This is a genomic window from Allobosea sp. 05T438, from assembly GCF_056396025.1.
In genome coordinates, this window is the sequence record NZ_JBFTKQ010000017.1 from 25,544 (window position 1) to 40,616 (window position 15,073).

14 protein-coding genes and 1 pseudogene are annotated in these 15,073 nt (G+C 65.8%); 5 read left to right on the forward strand and 10 right to left on the reverse strand.

The window, feature by feature from the left end; all coding sequences use genetic code 11:
* Nucleotides 1-4: 4 nt before the first annotated feature.
* Nucleotides 5-3,205: an efflux RND transporter permease subunit gene (locus AC1DIN_RS24440; protein WP_441472101.1), complete on the forward strand. Its 3,201-nt coding sequence runs from the start codon at nt 5-7 to the stop codon at nt 3,203-3,205.
* A gap of 204 nt (nt 3,206-3,409) precedes the next feature.
* On the opposite strand, the gene gatA is transcribed toward AC1DIN_RS24440, so the two are convergent.
* From gatA to AC1DIN_RS24460, 4 genes are all read right to left on the reverse strand, one after another.
* Nucleotides 3,410-4,924: an Asp-tRNA(Asn)/Glu-tRNA(Gln) amidotransferase subunit GatA gene (gene gatA, locus AC1DIN_RS24445; RefSeq protein WP_476811669.1), complete on the reverse strand. Its 1,515-nt coding sequence runs from the start codon at nt 4,922-4,924 to the stop codon at nt 3,410-3,412.
* Nucleotides 4,925-5,006: 82 nt separating this feature from the next.
* Nucleotides 5,007-5,294 carry an Asp-tRNA(Asn)/Glu-tRNA(Gln) amidotransferase subunit GatC gene (gene gatC / locus AC1DIN_RS24450; RefSeq protein ID WP_441472100.1) on the reverse strand — a complete coding sequence of 96 codons (288 nt, stop codon included), beginning with the start codon at nt 5,292-5,294 and terminating at the stop codon, nt 5,007-5,009.
* Between the two features lie 177 nt (nt 5,295-5,471).
* Entirely contained in the window at nt 5,472-6,170 is a 699-nt protein-coding gene (locus AC1DIN_RS24455) for a metal-dependent hydrolase (protein ID WP_476766453.1), read from the reverse strand.
* A gap of 24 nt (nt 6,171-6,194) precedes the next feature.
* Complete coding sequence (locus AC1DIN_RS24460; protein WP_441472098.1) at nt 6,195-6,479, reverse strand: GIY-YIG nuclease family protein; 285 nt, start codon at nt 6,477-6,479, stop codon at nt 6,195-6,197.
* Between the two features lie 225 nt (nt 6,480-6,704).
* Here AC1DIN_RS24460 and ade point away from each other — a divergent pair, with 225 nt between their 5' ends.
* Nucleotides 6,705-8,405: an adenine deaminase gene (gene ade, locus AC1DIN_RS24465; protein WP_476811635.1), complete on the forward strand. Its 1,701-nt coding sequence runs from the start codon at nt 6,705-6,707 to the stop codon at nt 8,403-8,405.
* Between the two features lie 115 nt (nt 8,406-8,520).
* Here ade and AC1DIN_RS24470 read toward each other — a convergent pair whose 3' ends face one another.
* Both AC1DIN_RS24470 and AC1DIN_RS24475 read right to left on the reverse strand, forming a co-directional pair.
* Nucleotides 8,521-9,453: a hydroxyacid dehydrogenase gene (locus tag AC1DIN_RS24470; protein ID WP_476811636.1), complete on the reverse strand. Its 933-nt coding sequence runs from the start codon at nt 9,451-9,453 to the stop codon at nt 8,521-8,523.
* On the reverse strand, nt 9,450-10,034 hold the full coding sequence (locus tag AC1DIN_RS24475; protein WP_476811637.1) for a GNAT family N-acetyltransferase: 585 nt from the start codon (nt 10,032-10,034) through the stop codon (nt 9,450-9,452). The genes AC1DIN_RS24470 and AC1DIN_RS24475 overlap by 4 nt, the downstream gene beginning before the upstream one ends.
* A gap of 165 nt (nt 10,035-10,199) precedes the next feature.
* Between AC1DIN_RS24475 and ruvX the strand changes: the two genes are divergently transcribed.
* Nucleotides 10,200-10,700, forward strand: a complete 501-nt coding sequence (gene ruvX, locus AC1DIN_RS24480; protein ID WP_476811638.1) for a Holliday junction resolvase RuvX — start codon at nt 10,200-10,202, stop codon at nt 10,698-10,700.
* A 41-nt stretch (nt 10,701-10,741) separates the two neighbouring features.
* Here the strand turns inward: ruvX and AC1DIN_RS24485 are convergent, their stop codons facing one another.
* Both AC1DIN_RS24485 and AC1DIN_RS24490 read right to left on the reverse strand, forming a co-directional pair.
* Nucleotides 10,742-11,119: a hypothetical protein gene (locus AC1DIN_RS24485; RefSeq protein WP_476811639.1), complete on the reverse strand. Its 378-nt coding sequence runs from the start codon at nt 11,117-11,119 to the stop codon at nt 10,742-10,744.
* Nucleotides 11,120-11,256: 137 nt separating this feature from the next.
* Complete coding sequence (locus AC1DIN_RS24490) at nt 11,257-11,661, reverse strand: hypothetical protein (protein WP_476811640.1); 405 nt, start codon at nt 11,659-11,661, stop codon at nt 11,257-11,259.
* A gap of 224 nt (nt 11,662-11,885) precedes the next feature.
* On the opposite strand from AC1DIN_RS24490, the gene AC1DIN_RS24495 reads away from it, so the two are divergent.
* The gene (locus AC1DIN_RS24495; RefSeq protein ID WP_476811641.1) at nt 11,886-12,800 is read left to right on the forward strand and encodes an AEC family transporter; all 915 of its coding nucleotides are present in this window, start codon (nt 11,886-11,888) and stop codon (nt 12,798-12,800) included.
* 100 nt (nt 12,801-12,900) lie between these two features.
* Entirely contained in the window at nt 12,901-13,152 is a 252-nt protein-coding gene (locus AC1DIN_RS24500) for a hypothetical protein (RefSeq protein WP_441472090.1), read from the forward strand.
* A gap of 27 nt (nt 13,153-13,179) precedes the next feature.
* Here the strand turns inward: AC1DIN_RS24500 and dprA are convergent.
* Both dprA and plsY read right to left on the reverse strand, forming a co-directional pair.
* Nucleotides 13,180-14,406 (reverse strand): annotated as a pseudogene (gene dprA / locus AC1DIN_RS24505) (DNA-processing protein DprA).
* A gap of 9 nt (nt 14,407-14,415) precedes the next feature.
* A complete protein-coding gene (plsY, locus tag AC1DIN_RS24510; protein WP_476811642.1) occupies nt 14,416-15,039 on the reverse strand; it encodes a glycerol-3-phosphate 1-O-acyltransferase PlsY in 624 nt (207 codons plus the stop codon).
* Nucleotides 15,040-15,073 lie beyond the last annotated feature (34 nt).

The following is a 15,073-nucleotide window of genomic DNA, read 5'->3' on the forward strand; positions in this document are numbered from 1 at the left end:
TTCCATGTTCCGCTTCGCCCATTTCTTCATCGACCGGCCGATCTTCGCCACCGTGCTCTCGGTGCTGCTGACGATCGCCGGTGCCATCGCCCAGCGCTCGCTGCCGATCTCCGAATATCCCGAGATCGCGCCGCCGACCGTCTCGATCACCGCGACCTATCCCGGCGCCTCGGCCGAGGTCGTCGCCGCCACGGTGGCGACGCCGATCGAGCAGGAGGTCAACGGCGTCGACGACATGCTCTACATCACGTCGCAGTCGACCGGCGACGGGCGAGTGACGATCAACATCGTGTTCAAGGCCGGCGTCGATGTCGACCAGGCGCAGGTGCTGGTGCAGAACCGCGTCTCGCAGGCCGAGGCGCGCCTGCCGCAAGACGTACGCGCACTCGGCATCCAGGTTCGCAAGGCCTCGCCCGACTTCCTGATGGTCATCAACATGATCTCGCCGGACGGGTCGCGCGACGCGCAGTACATCTCGAACTATGCCTCGCTCTACGTGAAGGACGTGCTCACCCGCGTCGACGGCGTCGGCGACGTGCAGGTCTTCGGCGCGCGCGACTTCTCGATGCGCATCTGGCTCGATCCCGCCAAGGTCGCAGCACGCAACCTGACGGCGGGCGACGTCGTCGCAGCGCTCAGGGCCGCAAACGTGCAGGTCGCGGCCGGCGCGCTCAACCAGCCTCCCGCGAAGTCGGACGAGGCCTTCCAGTTTTCGGTCAACACGCTCGGCCGCCTGACCGACGTCTCGGAATTCGAAAACATCGTCGTGCGCTCCGATGCCGATGGCGGCACGATCCGCGTGCGTGACATCGCCCGCGTCGAACTCGGCTCGCAGGACTACACCACCAACGCCTATCTGGATAACAAGAACACCGTCGCCATCGGCGTCTTCCAGCGGCCGGGCTCCAACGCGCTTGCGACTTCGGACAAGCTGATCGCGACGATGGGCGAGATGGCCAAGCAATTCCCCGTCGGCCTCGAGCACCGCATCATCTACAACCCGACCGAGTTCATCGGCGAATCCGTCGACGCGGTGGTGCATACGCTGCTCGAGGCTATCGTGCTCGTCGTCATCGTGGTGATCCTGTTCCTGCAGACCTGGCGTGCCGCGATCATCCCGATCGTCGCGATCCCGGTCTCGCTGGTCGGCACCTTCCTGGTGATGAGCGCGGTCGGCATCTCCTTCAACACGATCTCGCTGCTGGCGCTGGTTCTGGCCATCGGCATCGTCGTCGACGACGCGATCGTGGTGGTGGAGAATGTCGAGCGCTATCTTGCCGAGGGCCTCACGCCCAAGGAAGCCGCTCACAAGACCATGGACGAGGTCGGCGGCGCGCTGCTGGCGATTGCGCTCGTGCTCTGCGCGGTGTTCATCCCGACCGCCTTCATCAGCGGCCTGCAAGGCACCTTCTACCAGCAGTTCGCGGTGACGATCGCGGCCTCGACCGCGATCTCCTGCTTCGTCTCTTTGACGCTCTCGCCGGCGATGTCGGCGGTGCTGCTCAAGCCGCACAAGAAGCATGACGAGCACGAGCAGCACGGCTTCCTCTACAAGCTGGGCGCACCGGTCCGCTGGTTCTTCCACTATTTCAACGCCGGCTTCGATTGGCTGTCGCGCACCTATGGGCGCGTCACCTCCAGGCTCATCCGCATCGCGGTGATCCTGCTGATCGTCTATTCCGGCCTGATCGCGGCGACCGTCTGGGACATCCGCCGGACGCCGACCGGCCTCGTGCCGCAGCTCGACCGCGGCTATTTCATCGCCGTGATCCAGCTGCCGCCCGGCTCCTCGCTGGAGCGCACGGACGCGGTGCTGCGCAAGGCCAACGAGATCCTGCTGTCGCGACCGGGCGTCGCCCATACCGTCGCCTTCGCCGGTCTCGACGGCGCGACCTTCACCATCGCGCCGAACACCGGCGTGGCCTTCGTCACACTCGCGCCGTTCAAGGACCGCGAGAAACAGGGGCTGACGACGCAGGGCATCTTCGCCGACCTCCGGCAACAGATGTTCGGCATCTCGGAAGCGTTCACCCTGCTGATCGAGCCGCCGGCCATCCCGGGCATCGGCACCGGCGGCGGCCTGAAGGGCTATGTGCAGGATCGTGGCGGACGCGGGCTCGCCGCACTTGAAGGCGCCGCCTGGATCGTCGCCGGCTCGGCCGGGCAGGTCCCGGGCATCCAGCAGCCCTTCACGCTGTTCTCGACCAAGACGCCGCAGATCTACGCCGATATCGATCGCACCAAGGCGGAGATGCTCGGCGTGCCGATCACACGCATCTTCGAGACGCTGTCGGTCTATATGGGCTCGGCCTATATCAACGACTTCAACCTGCTGGGCCGCACCTATCGCGTCACCGCACAGGCGGATAACCCCTTCCGCCTGACCACGCGCGACGTCGCCAATCTCAAGACCCGCAACGCGGATGGCGAGATGGTGCCGATCGGCTCGATCGCATCCTTCCACGATACGACCGGCGCCTATCGCGTGCCGCGCTACAACCTCTATCCGGCAGCCGAAGTGCAGCTCTCGATGGCGCATGGCTTCTCGACCGGCCAGGGCATCGCGGCGGTCGAGAAGATCGCGGCGGAGCGGCTTCCGGCGGGCTTCGGCTTCGAGTGGACGGAGATCGCGCTGCAGGAGAAGCTCGCGGGCAATACGGCGATCATCGCCTTCGGCCTCGCGGTGGTGTTCGTCTTCCTGCTGCTCGCGGCGCTCTACGAGAGCTGGCTCCTGCCGCTCTCGGTCATCCTGATCGTGCCGATGTGTATCCTGGCGGCGATGTTCGGGGTGAACTACGCCAATCTCGACCGCAACATCCTGGTCGATATCGGCCTCGTGGTGCTCGTCGGCCTCGCCGCCAAGAACGCGATCCTGATCGTTGAGTTCGCCAAGCAGGCAGAGGACGAAGGCATGCATCGCCGCGATGCGGCGATCGCCGCCGCCCGCACCCGCCTACGGCCGATCCTGATGACCTCGATGGCCTTCATCCTCGGCGTGCTGCCGCTGACGATCTCGGTCGGCGCCGGCGCGGAGATGCGTCAGGCAATGGGTATCGCGGTGTTCTCCGGCATGCTGGGCGTCACCTTCTTCGGCCTGATCTTCACGCCGGTGTTCTACGTGATGGTGCGCTGGCTGGCGGAGCTGGGTGGCAAGAAGCGCAAGGCGCAGGCAGCACAGCAGCAGCCGACCAGAGCGCATGGCTGAAGGTGACGGCGGCGGCTTTCCAGCCGCCGCCCTACCCCGACGGCAGACACGAAAAAGGGCCGCTCGCGCGGCCCTTTTTCTTTTCCTGAGGCGTCATTCTCGGGCGGAGCGAAGCGCAGACCCGAGAATCTCATGACGAGACGGCGAAGAGCCTCCTTAGGCCCGAAATGCTCGGGTCAAGCCCGAACATGACGGCGGCGCCCCTCAGCCCCACCAGCGCTCGGAAACCGGGAAGCGGCCGGCAGCCTGCTCGATCACCTCGCCGAGCGAGAACAGCGTCTCCTCGTCGAAGGGGCGGCCGATGAGTTGCAGGCCAAGCGGCAACCCCTGCGCGTCGAGGCCGGCGGGCACGGCGATGCCGGGCAGGCCAGCCATGTTCACGGTCACGGTGAAGACGTCGTTGAGATACATCTCGACCGGATCGGCCGAGCCCTTCTCGCCGATGCCGAAGGCGGCGGAAGGCGTCGCAGGCGTCAGCACCGCGTCGATGCCCTGCGCATAGACCGTCTCGAAGTCGCGCTTGATCAGCGTGCGGATCTTCTGGGCGCGGACGTAGTACGCGTCGTAATAGCCGGCCGACAGCACATAGGTGCCGATCATGATGCGGCGCTTGACCTCGGCGCCGAAGCCGGCGGCGCGGGTCTTCTCGTACATCTCGACGATGTCCTTGCCCTGCTCGCGCAGGCCGTAGCGGACGCCGTCATAGCGGGCGAGGTTCGAGGAGGCCTCGGCCGGCGCGACGATGTAGTAGGCCGGCAGCGCGTATTTCGTATGCGGCAGCGAGATCTCGACGATCTCGGCGCCGGCGGCCTTGAGCCATTCGATGCCCTTCTGCCAGAGTGCGTCGATCTCGGGGTTCAGACCCTCGAGCCGGTATTCACGGGGAATGCCGATCTTCATGCCCTTCACAGAGCGGCCGACAGACATCTCGTAGTCAGGCACAGGCGTATTGACCGAGGTCGTGTCCTTCGGATCATGTCCCGCCATCGAACGCAGCATCACGGCGCAGTCGCGCACGCTCTTGCCGATCGGCCCAGCCTGGTCGAGCGAGGAGGCGAAGGCGACGATACCCCAGCGCGAGCAGCGGCCATAGGTCGGCTTGATGCCGACCGTACCGGTGAAGGCGGCCGGCTGGCGGATCGAGCCGCCGGTGTCGGTCGCGGTCGCGGCAAGGCAGAGATCGGCGGCGACGGCCGCGGCCGAACCGCCCGACGAGCCGCCCGGCACGAGGTGGTTGCCCTCGACGGCCCCACCCTGCCCGGCTCCGACATTGGAGCCCTCACGGCGCCACGGGTTCACGACATTGCCGAAAGCCGAGGTCTCGTTCGACGAGCCCATGGCGAATTCGTCGTTGTTGAGCTTGCCGAGCATCACCGCGCCGTCGCGCCAGAGCTGGCTGGAGACGGTCGACTCATAGGCCGGTACGAAATTGCCGAGGATGTTCGAGCAGGCGGTGGTACGCACGCCCTCGGTCGCGAACAGGTCCTTGATGCCGAGCGGCAGGCCCTCGAGCGGTCCGCCCTGCCCCTTGGCAAGCTTCTCGTCGGAAGCGGCGGCCTGCTTCAGGGCATGCTCCGGCGTCTCCAGCACATAGGCATTGAGGGCGCGCGCCTTCTCGACGGCGGCGATATGGGCCTTCGCGAGCTCGGTCGCAGAGAAGGTCTTGGCTTTCAGGCCGTCGCGGGCCTCGGTCAGCGTCAGGCGGGTGAGATCGGTCACGGTTTCAATTCCGTTCTGCATGCGGATGGCGATCCCGGATGGCGCTTCGCCTCCGGGATGATCGAACAGGCGCGCCTCGCGCTTATTCGATCACCTTCGGCACCATGAAATAGTTGTCCTCGGAAACCGGGGCGTTGGCGACGATCATGTCGGCGATCTCGCCGTCGTTCACCACGTCCTCGCGCTGCTTCATCGCCATCGGCGTCACCGAGGTCATCGGCTCGACGCCGTCAACATTCACCTCGTTGAGTTGCTCGACGAAGCCGAGAATGGCGTTGAGCTCGCCTTGCAGCTTGGGCAGATCGGCCTCCGGCACGGCGATGCGCGCGAGATGCGCGACGCGTTTGACGGTGGCGAGATCGACCGACATGGCGGACTCCTGACAAAGGCGCTGCTGGCGCCGGAAACGGTTCGCCGCGCTATAGCAGATGGCGGCGCGTAAGTAAGGGCTAAGACGAAGCGCGTGATGGTCGGGCTTGCCCCGACCATCTCTCTATTCAGAGATTCTTGGCTCTCCGTTGCGCTCCGGCGGAGAACGACGGCGAGATCAGATCGCGAAAGCCTCGCCCTTCTTCGGCAGGACGACCTCGATGCCGCTGCCCTGCATGCCAGCGACGAAGGTGTCGGCGTTCTGGTCGATGATCGGGAAGGTGCCGTAATGGCTGGGGATCGCCACCTTCGGCTTGACGAAGCGGGTCATGGCGAGCGCGGCGACCTTGCCGCCCATGGTGAAGCGGTCGCCGATCGGGCAGATGCAGGCCTCGACGCCATGGATCTCGCTGAGCAGGGCCATGTCGGAGAAGATGTCGGTGTCGCCCATATGCCAGAGCGCTTTCTCACCCCTGGCCTTGATGATCGCGCCGTTGGCGCTGCCGACCGGAACGTTGACGCCGCCCTCGCCCATACCGGCCGAGTGATCGGCGCGGACAAGCGTGACGCTGAACGGGCCGAGGTCGACCGTGCCGCCGGTATTCATCGGCTGGAAGCTCTTCAGCCCTTGCGAGGCCAGATGCATGGCGAGATCGTAGTTGGTGATGACGGTCGCGCCGGTCTTGCCGGCGATGTCGAGCGTATCGCCGACATGGTCGCCATGGCCGTGGGTGACGACGATGTGGCTCACGCCCTTGGAGATCGCGGCGATATCGCCCTCGAAGGCTGGATTCCCCGTGAAGAACGGGTCGATCAGGATGGCGGCGCCGTCGATGTCGACGCGGAAGGCGGAGTGGCCGTACCAGGTGAGTTTCATGCGAAGGCTCCGGAAACGTACGGGTCAATCAAGATGCGTGATCGGATATAGATCATTCCAATCGGGGTTGGCACGTTCGATGAGAGCGACCTTCCAATTCCGCTGCCAATGCTTGACGCGCTTTTCCTGGGCAATGGCTTCCGCGGGATCGTCGTAGTGCTCAGCATAGACCAGGCGCGTGACGCCATAACGTCTCGCAAATTCTGAACCGCGGCCGCCCCGATGCTCCTCGACGCGGCGGGATAGTTGATTGGTCACACCGACATAGAGCGTGCCGTTCTTTTGGCTTGCGAGAATATAGAACCACATCCCCACCCCACATGCGGGTCATCCCGGGCGCAGCGAAGCGTAGACCCGGGATCCATGCCGGAATCTGACAAGAACGGGCTCGGCAGACAACTCAGAAGGTTCCGGCATGGATCCCGGGTCGGCGCGGCTTCGCCGCTTGCCCGGGATGACCCGCGTTGAGGAAGTATCGACAAGCTGGAACAGCCCGTGCAGGTTCGTGCGATGATGCCAGACAGAAATATCCCCATGACCGACGCCGCCACACTCGCCCGCCGGATCGCCCAGGGCCATGGCGACGAGCCGGCCGATCTCGTCATCAAGGGCGCGAAGCTTCTCGATCTCGTCACTGGTGCGCTGGTCGACAGCGACATCGCCATCTGCGGCGACACCATCGTCGGGACCTATGGCAACTACGAAGGCAAGCGCGTCATCGACGCCAAGGGCCTCATCGCCGTGCCCGGCTTCATCGACACGCATCTGCATATCGAATCCTCGCTGGTGACGCCGCTCGAATTCGAACGCTGCGTCCTGCCGCATGGGGTCACCACTGCGATCTGCGATCCGCACGAGATATCGAACGTGCTAGGAGCCGAGGGCATCCGCTATTTCCTCGCCTGCGCCGAGGCGATGCGGATGGATCTGCGCGTCAATTTGTCGAGCTGCGTGCCGGCCACCCATCTGGAAACCGCCGGCGCCCGGCTCGAGGCCGGCGATCTGACACCGATGATGGACCATCCGAAGGTGATCGGGCTCGCCGAGTTCATGAACTTCCCCGGCGTGATCCATCGCGATCCCGCTTGCCTCGCCAAGCTGGAGGCCTTCTCCCATCGCCATATCGACGGCCACGCACCCCTGGTGCGCGGCATGGACCTCAACGCGTATCTCGCCGCCGGCATCCGCACCGACCACGAGACGACGACCGCCGACGAAGCCCGCGAAAAGCTCGCCAAGGGCATGGCAATCCTGATCCGCGAGGGCTCGGTCTCGAAGGACCTGCATCAGTTGATCCCGCTGATCTCGCGCGATGCCTCGCCCTTCCTCGCCTTCTGCACCGATGATCGCAACCCGCTCGACATCGGCGAGGAAGGCCATCTCGACTACATGATCCGCACCGCCATCGCGGAGGGCGCGGATATGCTGGCGACCTACCGCATCGCCTCGCTCTCGGCGGCGCGGAATTTCGGGCTGTTCGACCGCGGCTTCATCGGGCCGGGCAAACGCGCCGATATCGTGCTGGTCGAAGACCTCGCCGCCTGCTCGGTGAAGCAGGTTCTGACGGGCGGCCGGCTGGTGGAGGAGGCGCTGTTCGCGGATCGCAGAAGCATCGCGCCGGTCGGGCTCGGCAGCGTGAAGTGCCGGCCTGTCACGCCGGCATCCTTCCGGGCCCAGGCCCGGGACGGCGAGACGCCGGTGATCGGGGTGGTGCCGGGGCGGATCATCACCGAGCGGTTGTCGATGTCCCTGCCCTCGCGCGATGGCGAAGCGCTGCCCGATCTCGCGCTGGATGCGATCAAGGTCACCGTCGTCGAGCGTCACGGCAAGAACGGCGGCATCGCCACCGGCTTCGTCCACGGCTTCGGTATGAAGCGCGGCGCCATCGCCTCCTCGGTCGGGCATGACAGCCACAATCTCTGCGTGGTTGGGGTGGACGATGCGTCGATGGCGGCGGCGGCCAACCGGCTGATCGAGATCGGCGGCGGCTTCGCCGTGGCGGATGATGGCAAGGTCACCGCGGAGCTGGCGCTGCCGGTCGCCGGGCTGATGAGCGAGCAGCCCTTCGAGGCTGTGCGCCACGATCTGGAAGACTTGCGCGCCGCGGCGAAGGCGCTCGGCGTCGTGCTGGCCGAGCCCTTCCTGCAGGTGGCCTTCCTGACGCTGCCGGTGATTCCGCACCTCAAGATCACCGACAAGGGGCTCGTCGATGTCGATCGCTTCGATTTCGTGTGAAGCTTCGCGACGTCATGCTCGGGCTTGACCCGAGCATCTTGGAAACCGCCGTCTTCCCGTCCTGAGATTCTCGGGTCTGCGCTTCGCTGCGCCCGAGAATGACACCAACCCGCCGCTAGATCCTCTCCTCCAGCGCCGCCATGACCTTCTCGGCGACGAGGCCGGAGACGCGGCCGTTCGATTCCACCGTGTTGCCGGCGATATGCGGGGTCAGGATCAGGTTGGGCGCACCCGCGAAGACCTTGGCCGCGTCCTTGCCGAGCGGCTCCTGCTCATAGACATCGATCGCCGCGCCGCCGAGCTTGCCGGCCTTAAGGGCCTTGACCAAAGCCACCTCGTCCATGATGCCGCCGCGCGCGGTGTTGATCAGGATGGCATCCGGCTTCATGCGGGTGAAGGCCTTCGCGTCGATCATGCCGCGGGTTTCCGAGGTCAGCGGGACATGCAGGCTGATGACGTCGGCCTCTGCCAGCAATTCGTCGAGTTCCAGCCGCCGGACGCCGCTCCAGGCCGGGTCGTCGGCAGGCAGGCGCGGATGAAAGGCGGCGACCTCCATTCCAACAGCGCGGGCATGATGAGCGACGTCGCGTGCGATGGCGCCGAAGCCGACGAGGCCCATCAGCTTGCCGGCGATCTCGCGGCCGATCAACTTGGTCTTGGGGAATTCGCCGGAGACCATCGCGGCATTGGCGAAATATGCGCCGCGCAGCAGGGTCATTGTCGTACCGATGACATATTCGACGACGGACAGGCTGTTGGCGCCGGTCGCCGGGAAGACGCGGATGCCGCGAGCCGCGCAGGCTTCCATGTCGAGATTGTCGAGGCCGACGCCGAGGCGGCCGATCACCTTCAGCGCCCTCGCCGCCTCCAGCACCTTGCCGCGGACCTGAGTCTGGTTGCGCACGATCACGGCCGGGACGTCGGCGACGAGCCGCGCCATCTCGTCCGGGCTGGCATAGAGCTCGGGATCGTAGTGGACCGCGAAGCGCGCCTTGAGATTGGCGACAGCGGTGTCGTCCATGAATTCGGTGATGACGATGTCGGTCATGGGGCGGTGCTGACGATGAAACGAAGGCGTGGATCGGGGCTATAGAGCGGCGCGACGAAAGTCTCGACCAGCCGGCCGCCGTTCTTCTCGATGATGCGGCGCGAGGCGTGGTTCTCGACGTCGCAGGTGATGGAAATTTCCGGCAGCCCGGCCTCGCGCGCGACGCTGAGCATCGCAGCGAGCGCGGCGGTGGCATAACCACGGCCGGCGAAGGCCGGCAGGATGGCGTAGCCGATATGCCCGAGCACATGCTCGGGCAAGGCGAACACAGCCCTGCCTTCGGCATCCTCCTGCCAGCGCAGGTTGATCGAGCCGATGAAGGGCCGCTCCGGCCGGTCCTCGGCGAAGATCCAGCGTGTCGGGCCGGGAATGCGATCGACCTCGCGGCCATCCGGCAGCTTGACGCGGCCGGGGCCTCCACGAGTCTCAGCGAGGAAGGCGTCGGGATCGGCAGCGATCGCGGCGAGTTGCTCGGGTGCGACGTTGCGCGTCGTGTTCGGCGACCAGCCGCCGCGCAAGGCCGCCTGATAGGCGTCGAGCAGGGACTTGTCGGGAACTTGCAGCGAGATCCGCGCCGGCACGGGAGGCATCCTTTTTCGGAAAAATCCGATAGCCGGCGCGTATAGCGCGACGGCCGACGATGCGCGATGACTTCCGCGCTACAGGAAGCGGAAACCCGCCATTCCTCGCATGCATCGAAACAGGTATCGCTCGCGAGACAGCCCGGCGCGTGATACCGCCATGCCATGACCAGCGCCGTAGTCCCACTCGAAGCCTTCCTCGACCTGCCGGCGCATGCGCGCCTGCTCGGTCTCGATCTCGGCTCCAAGACGATCGGTCTGGCGCTCTCCGATCTGGAGCGGCAGATCGCGACGCCGCTGGAGACAATCCAGCGGGTGAAGTTCGGGCTCGACGCAGCCGCGCTGCTGAAGATTGCTCAAAAGCACCAGATCGCGGGGCTGGTGATCGGCCTGCCGCTCAACATGGACGGCACGGAGGGGCCGCGCGTGCAGTCCACCCGCGCCTTCGTGCGCAACCTCGCCCCCCTCACCGATCTGCCGATCGTGTTTTGGGACGAGCGGATGTCGACGATGGCCGTGACACGCACGCTGCTCGATGCCGACGCCTCGCGCGCCAAGCGCGCGGCGGTCGTCGACAAGATGGCAGCCGCCTACATCCTGCAGGGAGCGCTCGACAGGCTGGGCCGGCTCGCTCCGCTCGAAGGCGAGCAAGACGAGCTCCATTGAAAAACCGCCTCGACGAAGACTGAGGCGGCTTCCCGGACAGCTCAGTTGAACAGAATCCCGCGCTTGAACGCCTTCTTCTGCGCTTCGCGCTCGTTCTTGATGGCGCGCTTCCGCTCTTCCATCGTCATGCCCGCCATCGGGTCCTGCTGGCGGCGGCCGCCGTCGAAGCTGGGCCGGCGATCATTGCCCCAGTCTCCGCGGGCATCGTCGCGGCCGGAACCGCGGCGGTCGTCGCGCCAATCCGTGCGAGCGTCGTTGCGCCCGTAGCCACGGCGCCCATAGCCATCGCCGGATCGACGCTCATAGGAGCGATCATAGTTCGGGCCGGCGTAATATTGCGCTGCGGCGGGCTGAACACCGGCCCAGCCGACCATCGCCAACCCCAGCCCGGCGATCAGAGCATTTCGAAGGGACGCCATTTCAGTGATACCTCAGCCTTCCAAACATATGTGACGCTGTCGTTCTGGCGTTCAATCGCGAAGATTTCCCTGACAACCCCACAAAAATAGGCCCGCGCAGATTGCGCGGGCCTTGCAAGGCACTTCAGGCCGCGACCTCAGCGATGATCGCGGAAATCATACGGCGCATAATAGCCGTAGGGCGCATAGTAGCGCTGCGGATAAGCATAGACCGGCGGCGGCGGAGCCGCGTAGTAGCCTTCATCGTAGTACGGTGCCGCATAGGCCCGGTTGTTCGCCGCGACAGCCGCCGCGCCGAGGATACCGAGGCCAACGGCCCCCGCGATCGCAGCGCCGCGCGACGGGCCGCGATAGCCGTAGTAGCCGCCGCGGTACCCACCGCGGTAGCCGCGGTAATACTGGGTATATCCGGCCTGCGCCTTGTCGAGCCGCGCCGCATCGAAGAGGCGCTGCTCCTTCGCCATAGCGGGAACCGCGTAACTGCTCACCGCCAAACCTGCGGCAGCCAGCGCGACGGCGAACTTCTTACCCAGAGAGATCATGACGGCATCTCCTTTCTCGGGACCGCCCCGAACCATGAAGACAGGTTCGCTCGATCCGGTTGAATGCGACCTGAACCAATCGCGGCAGCATTGCGGCACGGACACAACGCCTCTCCGTCAACACCCTTGCCGGCTGTGGGCCGCCATGGAACAGGATCGTTTGATCCTTGTCGCTTCAACCGATGACGGGTTCCGTTGTTCCTGCCCCACTTTGCCGGCCTGCCATGCTCGATAGCCTGATCGCCGTTTTCCTTGTCATCGCGACAGGGTGGGTCCTGAAAGTCCGTAACCTCGTTTCGCCCTCGCATTGGCTGGGCGTCGAGCGCCTGACTTATCAGGTCCTTTTCCCGGCCGTCGTCATCCATACCCTCGCCATGGCCGATCTGCGCAGCGTCCCGGTCGTTGCCATGGGGGCGAGCCTCGTCCTTGCCATTCTCAGCGTCGCTGCGCTTCTGCTCGTGACTCGGCCGCTCCTGGCCCGAGCGGGCATCGGCGGGCCCGCCTTCACTTCGATTTTCCAAGGCTCGGTCCGCTGGAACACCTTCGTCGCACTGGCGCTCGCCGCCGGTCTGCAAGGCCGCAACGGCGCGACTCTGATGGCGATCGCCGTCGCCGCGATGATCCCCTTGCTCAACGTCATGTGCGTCGTCGTCCTCGCGCGCTTTGCCAACGGCAAACCAATGAGCGTTGGCGGCACAGTGCGCTCGATCCTGTACAACCCCTTCATCTGGTCCTCTGCCGTGGGCCTTGCCCTCAATCAGGTCCAGTGGCTGCTGCCTTCGGCTTTCACCGGCTATCTCGACGTCCTGGGGCGGGCTTCCCTCGGCATCGGCCTGCTGGTCGTAGGCTCTGCGCTCGATCTCAATCGCCTTGCGCGCCCTCGCCTGGCCCATTGGGTCGCGGCCGGGTTGAAGCTCGCGGTGATGCCGCTGGCGGCGTGGCTCTATGCCGGCTGGTTCGGCGTCACCGGCCCGGCCCTGACCATGACGATCGTCGCCGGCGCCGTCCCTACCGCGACAGCCGCCTATTTCCTCGCCCGCGATCTCGGCGGCGACGCACCGCTCATGGCCGAGATCACAACCCTTCAAACCCTGCTGGCGCTCGCAACGCTTCCAGTCGCCGTACTCCTGCTGACGTAAGCAAGCAGAGCTTGAAATTTTCAAGAGAATACAATTTATAATTGCATATCGTAAGGGAACGCCTGCGAACGAGTTCCGTGCCTGCCAGACGAGGGAATCCATGCGCATGAAGCCGAAGGCGCGAAAGCTGGTTCCGCCCGAACCGGACCTCGACGAGCAGGACGACACCATTCCCGATCGACCGATGACCGCGCTGGAGGCTGCATCCTTCATCGAGAGCATGGCAGCCGAGCTGCGAGGCATGGCGCGCGGCACGAAGCTCGAGACCTTGTCCTACTTCCTGGAGATGACGCGGATCGAGGCGTCCGCCGAAATCGAGCGCCTGATCAAATCGAACGGCAAGGACCGGTAGACCTCAGCCATCCGAACACGAAGCAGGTCAGAAGCGCGCCCGCGACAACGCCCCTCCGGGGTGACGGCGCACTTGCCCTTCGATTTCCAGTTCGACCAGTACCCGGTTGATCTCGCGCGCGGCATGACCGCTCGCGCGGACGAGGTCATCGAGCGCGATTGGCGTCGGTCCCAGCAATTCCAGCACGAGGCGCCCGAGACCTGGCTGCAAGGCAGCCCTCTTGACCTTCTCGGCCGATGGCGGGGGATCGAAATCCCCTTCATGTCGGATGAACCCCGGCGCCGGCGCCACCTCCGGCAGATCGAGTTCATCCCACATCGCCTCGCTCGCCGGTTCGCCGGCGGCCTCCCGCAGCGCCGAGCGCTCCAGCCAGGAGGCCGGGTCCTGCCGGCGCAACGGCGCGAGCGCCTCGATGACATGCGCCGTGTCGGCGCAAAGCGTCGCTCCCTCCCGAATCAGATGGTTCCCGCCTTCGGCACGTGGATCGAGCGGCGAGCCCGGCACGGCAAAGACCAACCTGCCCTGCTCGTTGGCGAAGCGCGCCGTGATCAACGAGCCAGAGCGACGTGCCGCCTCGACCACCACAGTGCCGAGCGAGAGGCCGGAAACCAGCCGGTTACGCCGGGGGAAATCGCGCGCCCTTGCGACCCAGCCGAGCGGCATCTCACTGACGATGGCGCCCTGCTCGGCGATGCGTTCCGCCAGAGGGATGTTTTGCGGCGGATAGATTTCATCGAGCCCGCCAGCGAGCACGGCGATCGTGCCAGTATCGAGGCTGGCCTGGTGGGCTGCCGTGTCGATGCCGCGGGCGAGCCCCGAGACAATGGCGAAATCGGCCTCGCCGAGCTCGCGCGCCAGCCGGCCGGTGAACTTCATTCCTGCCGCGGAGGCATTGCGGGAACCGACGAGGGCGACCGCCGGCCTCTGGAGAGACTACACCTGCCCGAGCACCGCGATCAGCGGCGGCGCCGAATCGATCGCCCGCAGCGGTACGGGGTACTCCGCTTCGCCGAGCGCGATCAGGCAGCCGCCGAGACGTCGCAGCGCCTCGATCTCGCGTTCCGCCTCGGCGGGCTGGCAGATGCGGATTGGACGGCCTGCTCGTCGCGCGAGGTCGGGCAAGGCCTCGAGCGCAGCACCAACCCCGCCGAAACGGTTCATCAGGGAACGGAAGCTGCGCGGGCCGATGCTCTCGCTGCGGATCAGCCTCAGCCAATCGAGGCGCTGGCGATCGGAGAGGACGATGCCAGCCATGTTCAGCTCTCAGCCCTTCTGGCCGATCTTGCCTTCGCGCCCGGCCAGAAGCCGGGCGATATTGGTTCGGTGCATAATCCAGAGCAGCACGGTCAGGATGGCCATGACGATGGCCGCTTGGTGCATGCCAGCCCAGAACCAGAGCAGCAGCGGCGTCAGCAGGCTGGCCACCAGCGCCGAGAGGGAGGAGTAGCGCGAGAGATAGGCGACGCTCAGCCAGACCGCGGCGAAGACGAGCGCAATCGAGGCCTTCACGCCGATCAGCACGCCGAGATAGGTCGCCACGCCCTTGCCGCCCTTGAAGCCGACCCAGACCGGGAAGAGATGGCCGAGAAAGGCGCCGATGCCCGCCGCCAGCGCCGCTTCCGGCCCGCCGAGCAGGCGCGCGCCGACGATGACCGCCGCCGTGCCCTTCAGCATGTCGCCGACGAGGGTAGCGGCCGCGAGCTTCTTGTTGCCGGTACGCAGGACATTGGTCGCGCCGATATTGCCGGAGCCGATGCTGCGCAGATCCGGCCCTCCCGCCAGCCGCGTCAGGATGATGCCAAAGGGAATCGAGCCGAAGAGATAGCCGACGACGAGCGCGATCAGCGTTGCGGAGCCGGAAAGGCTCCAGTTCAGAACATCGGTCATACCGCCCTATTCCCCACAGTCCACGGGCAGCCTA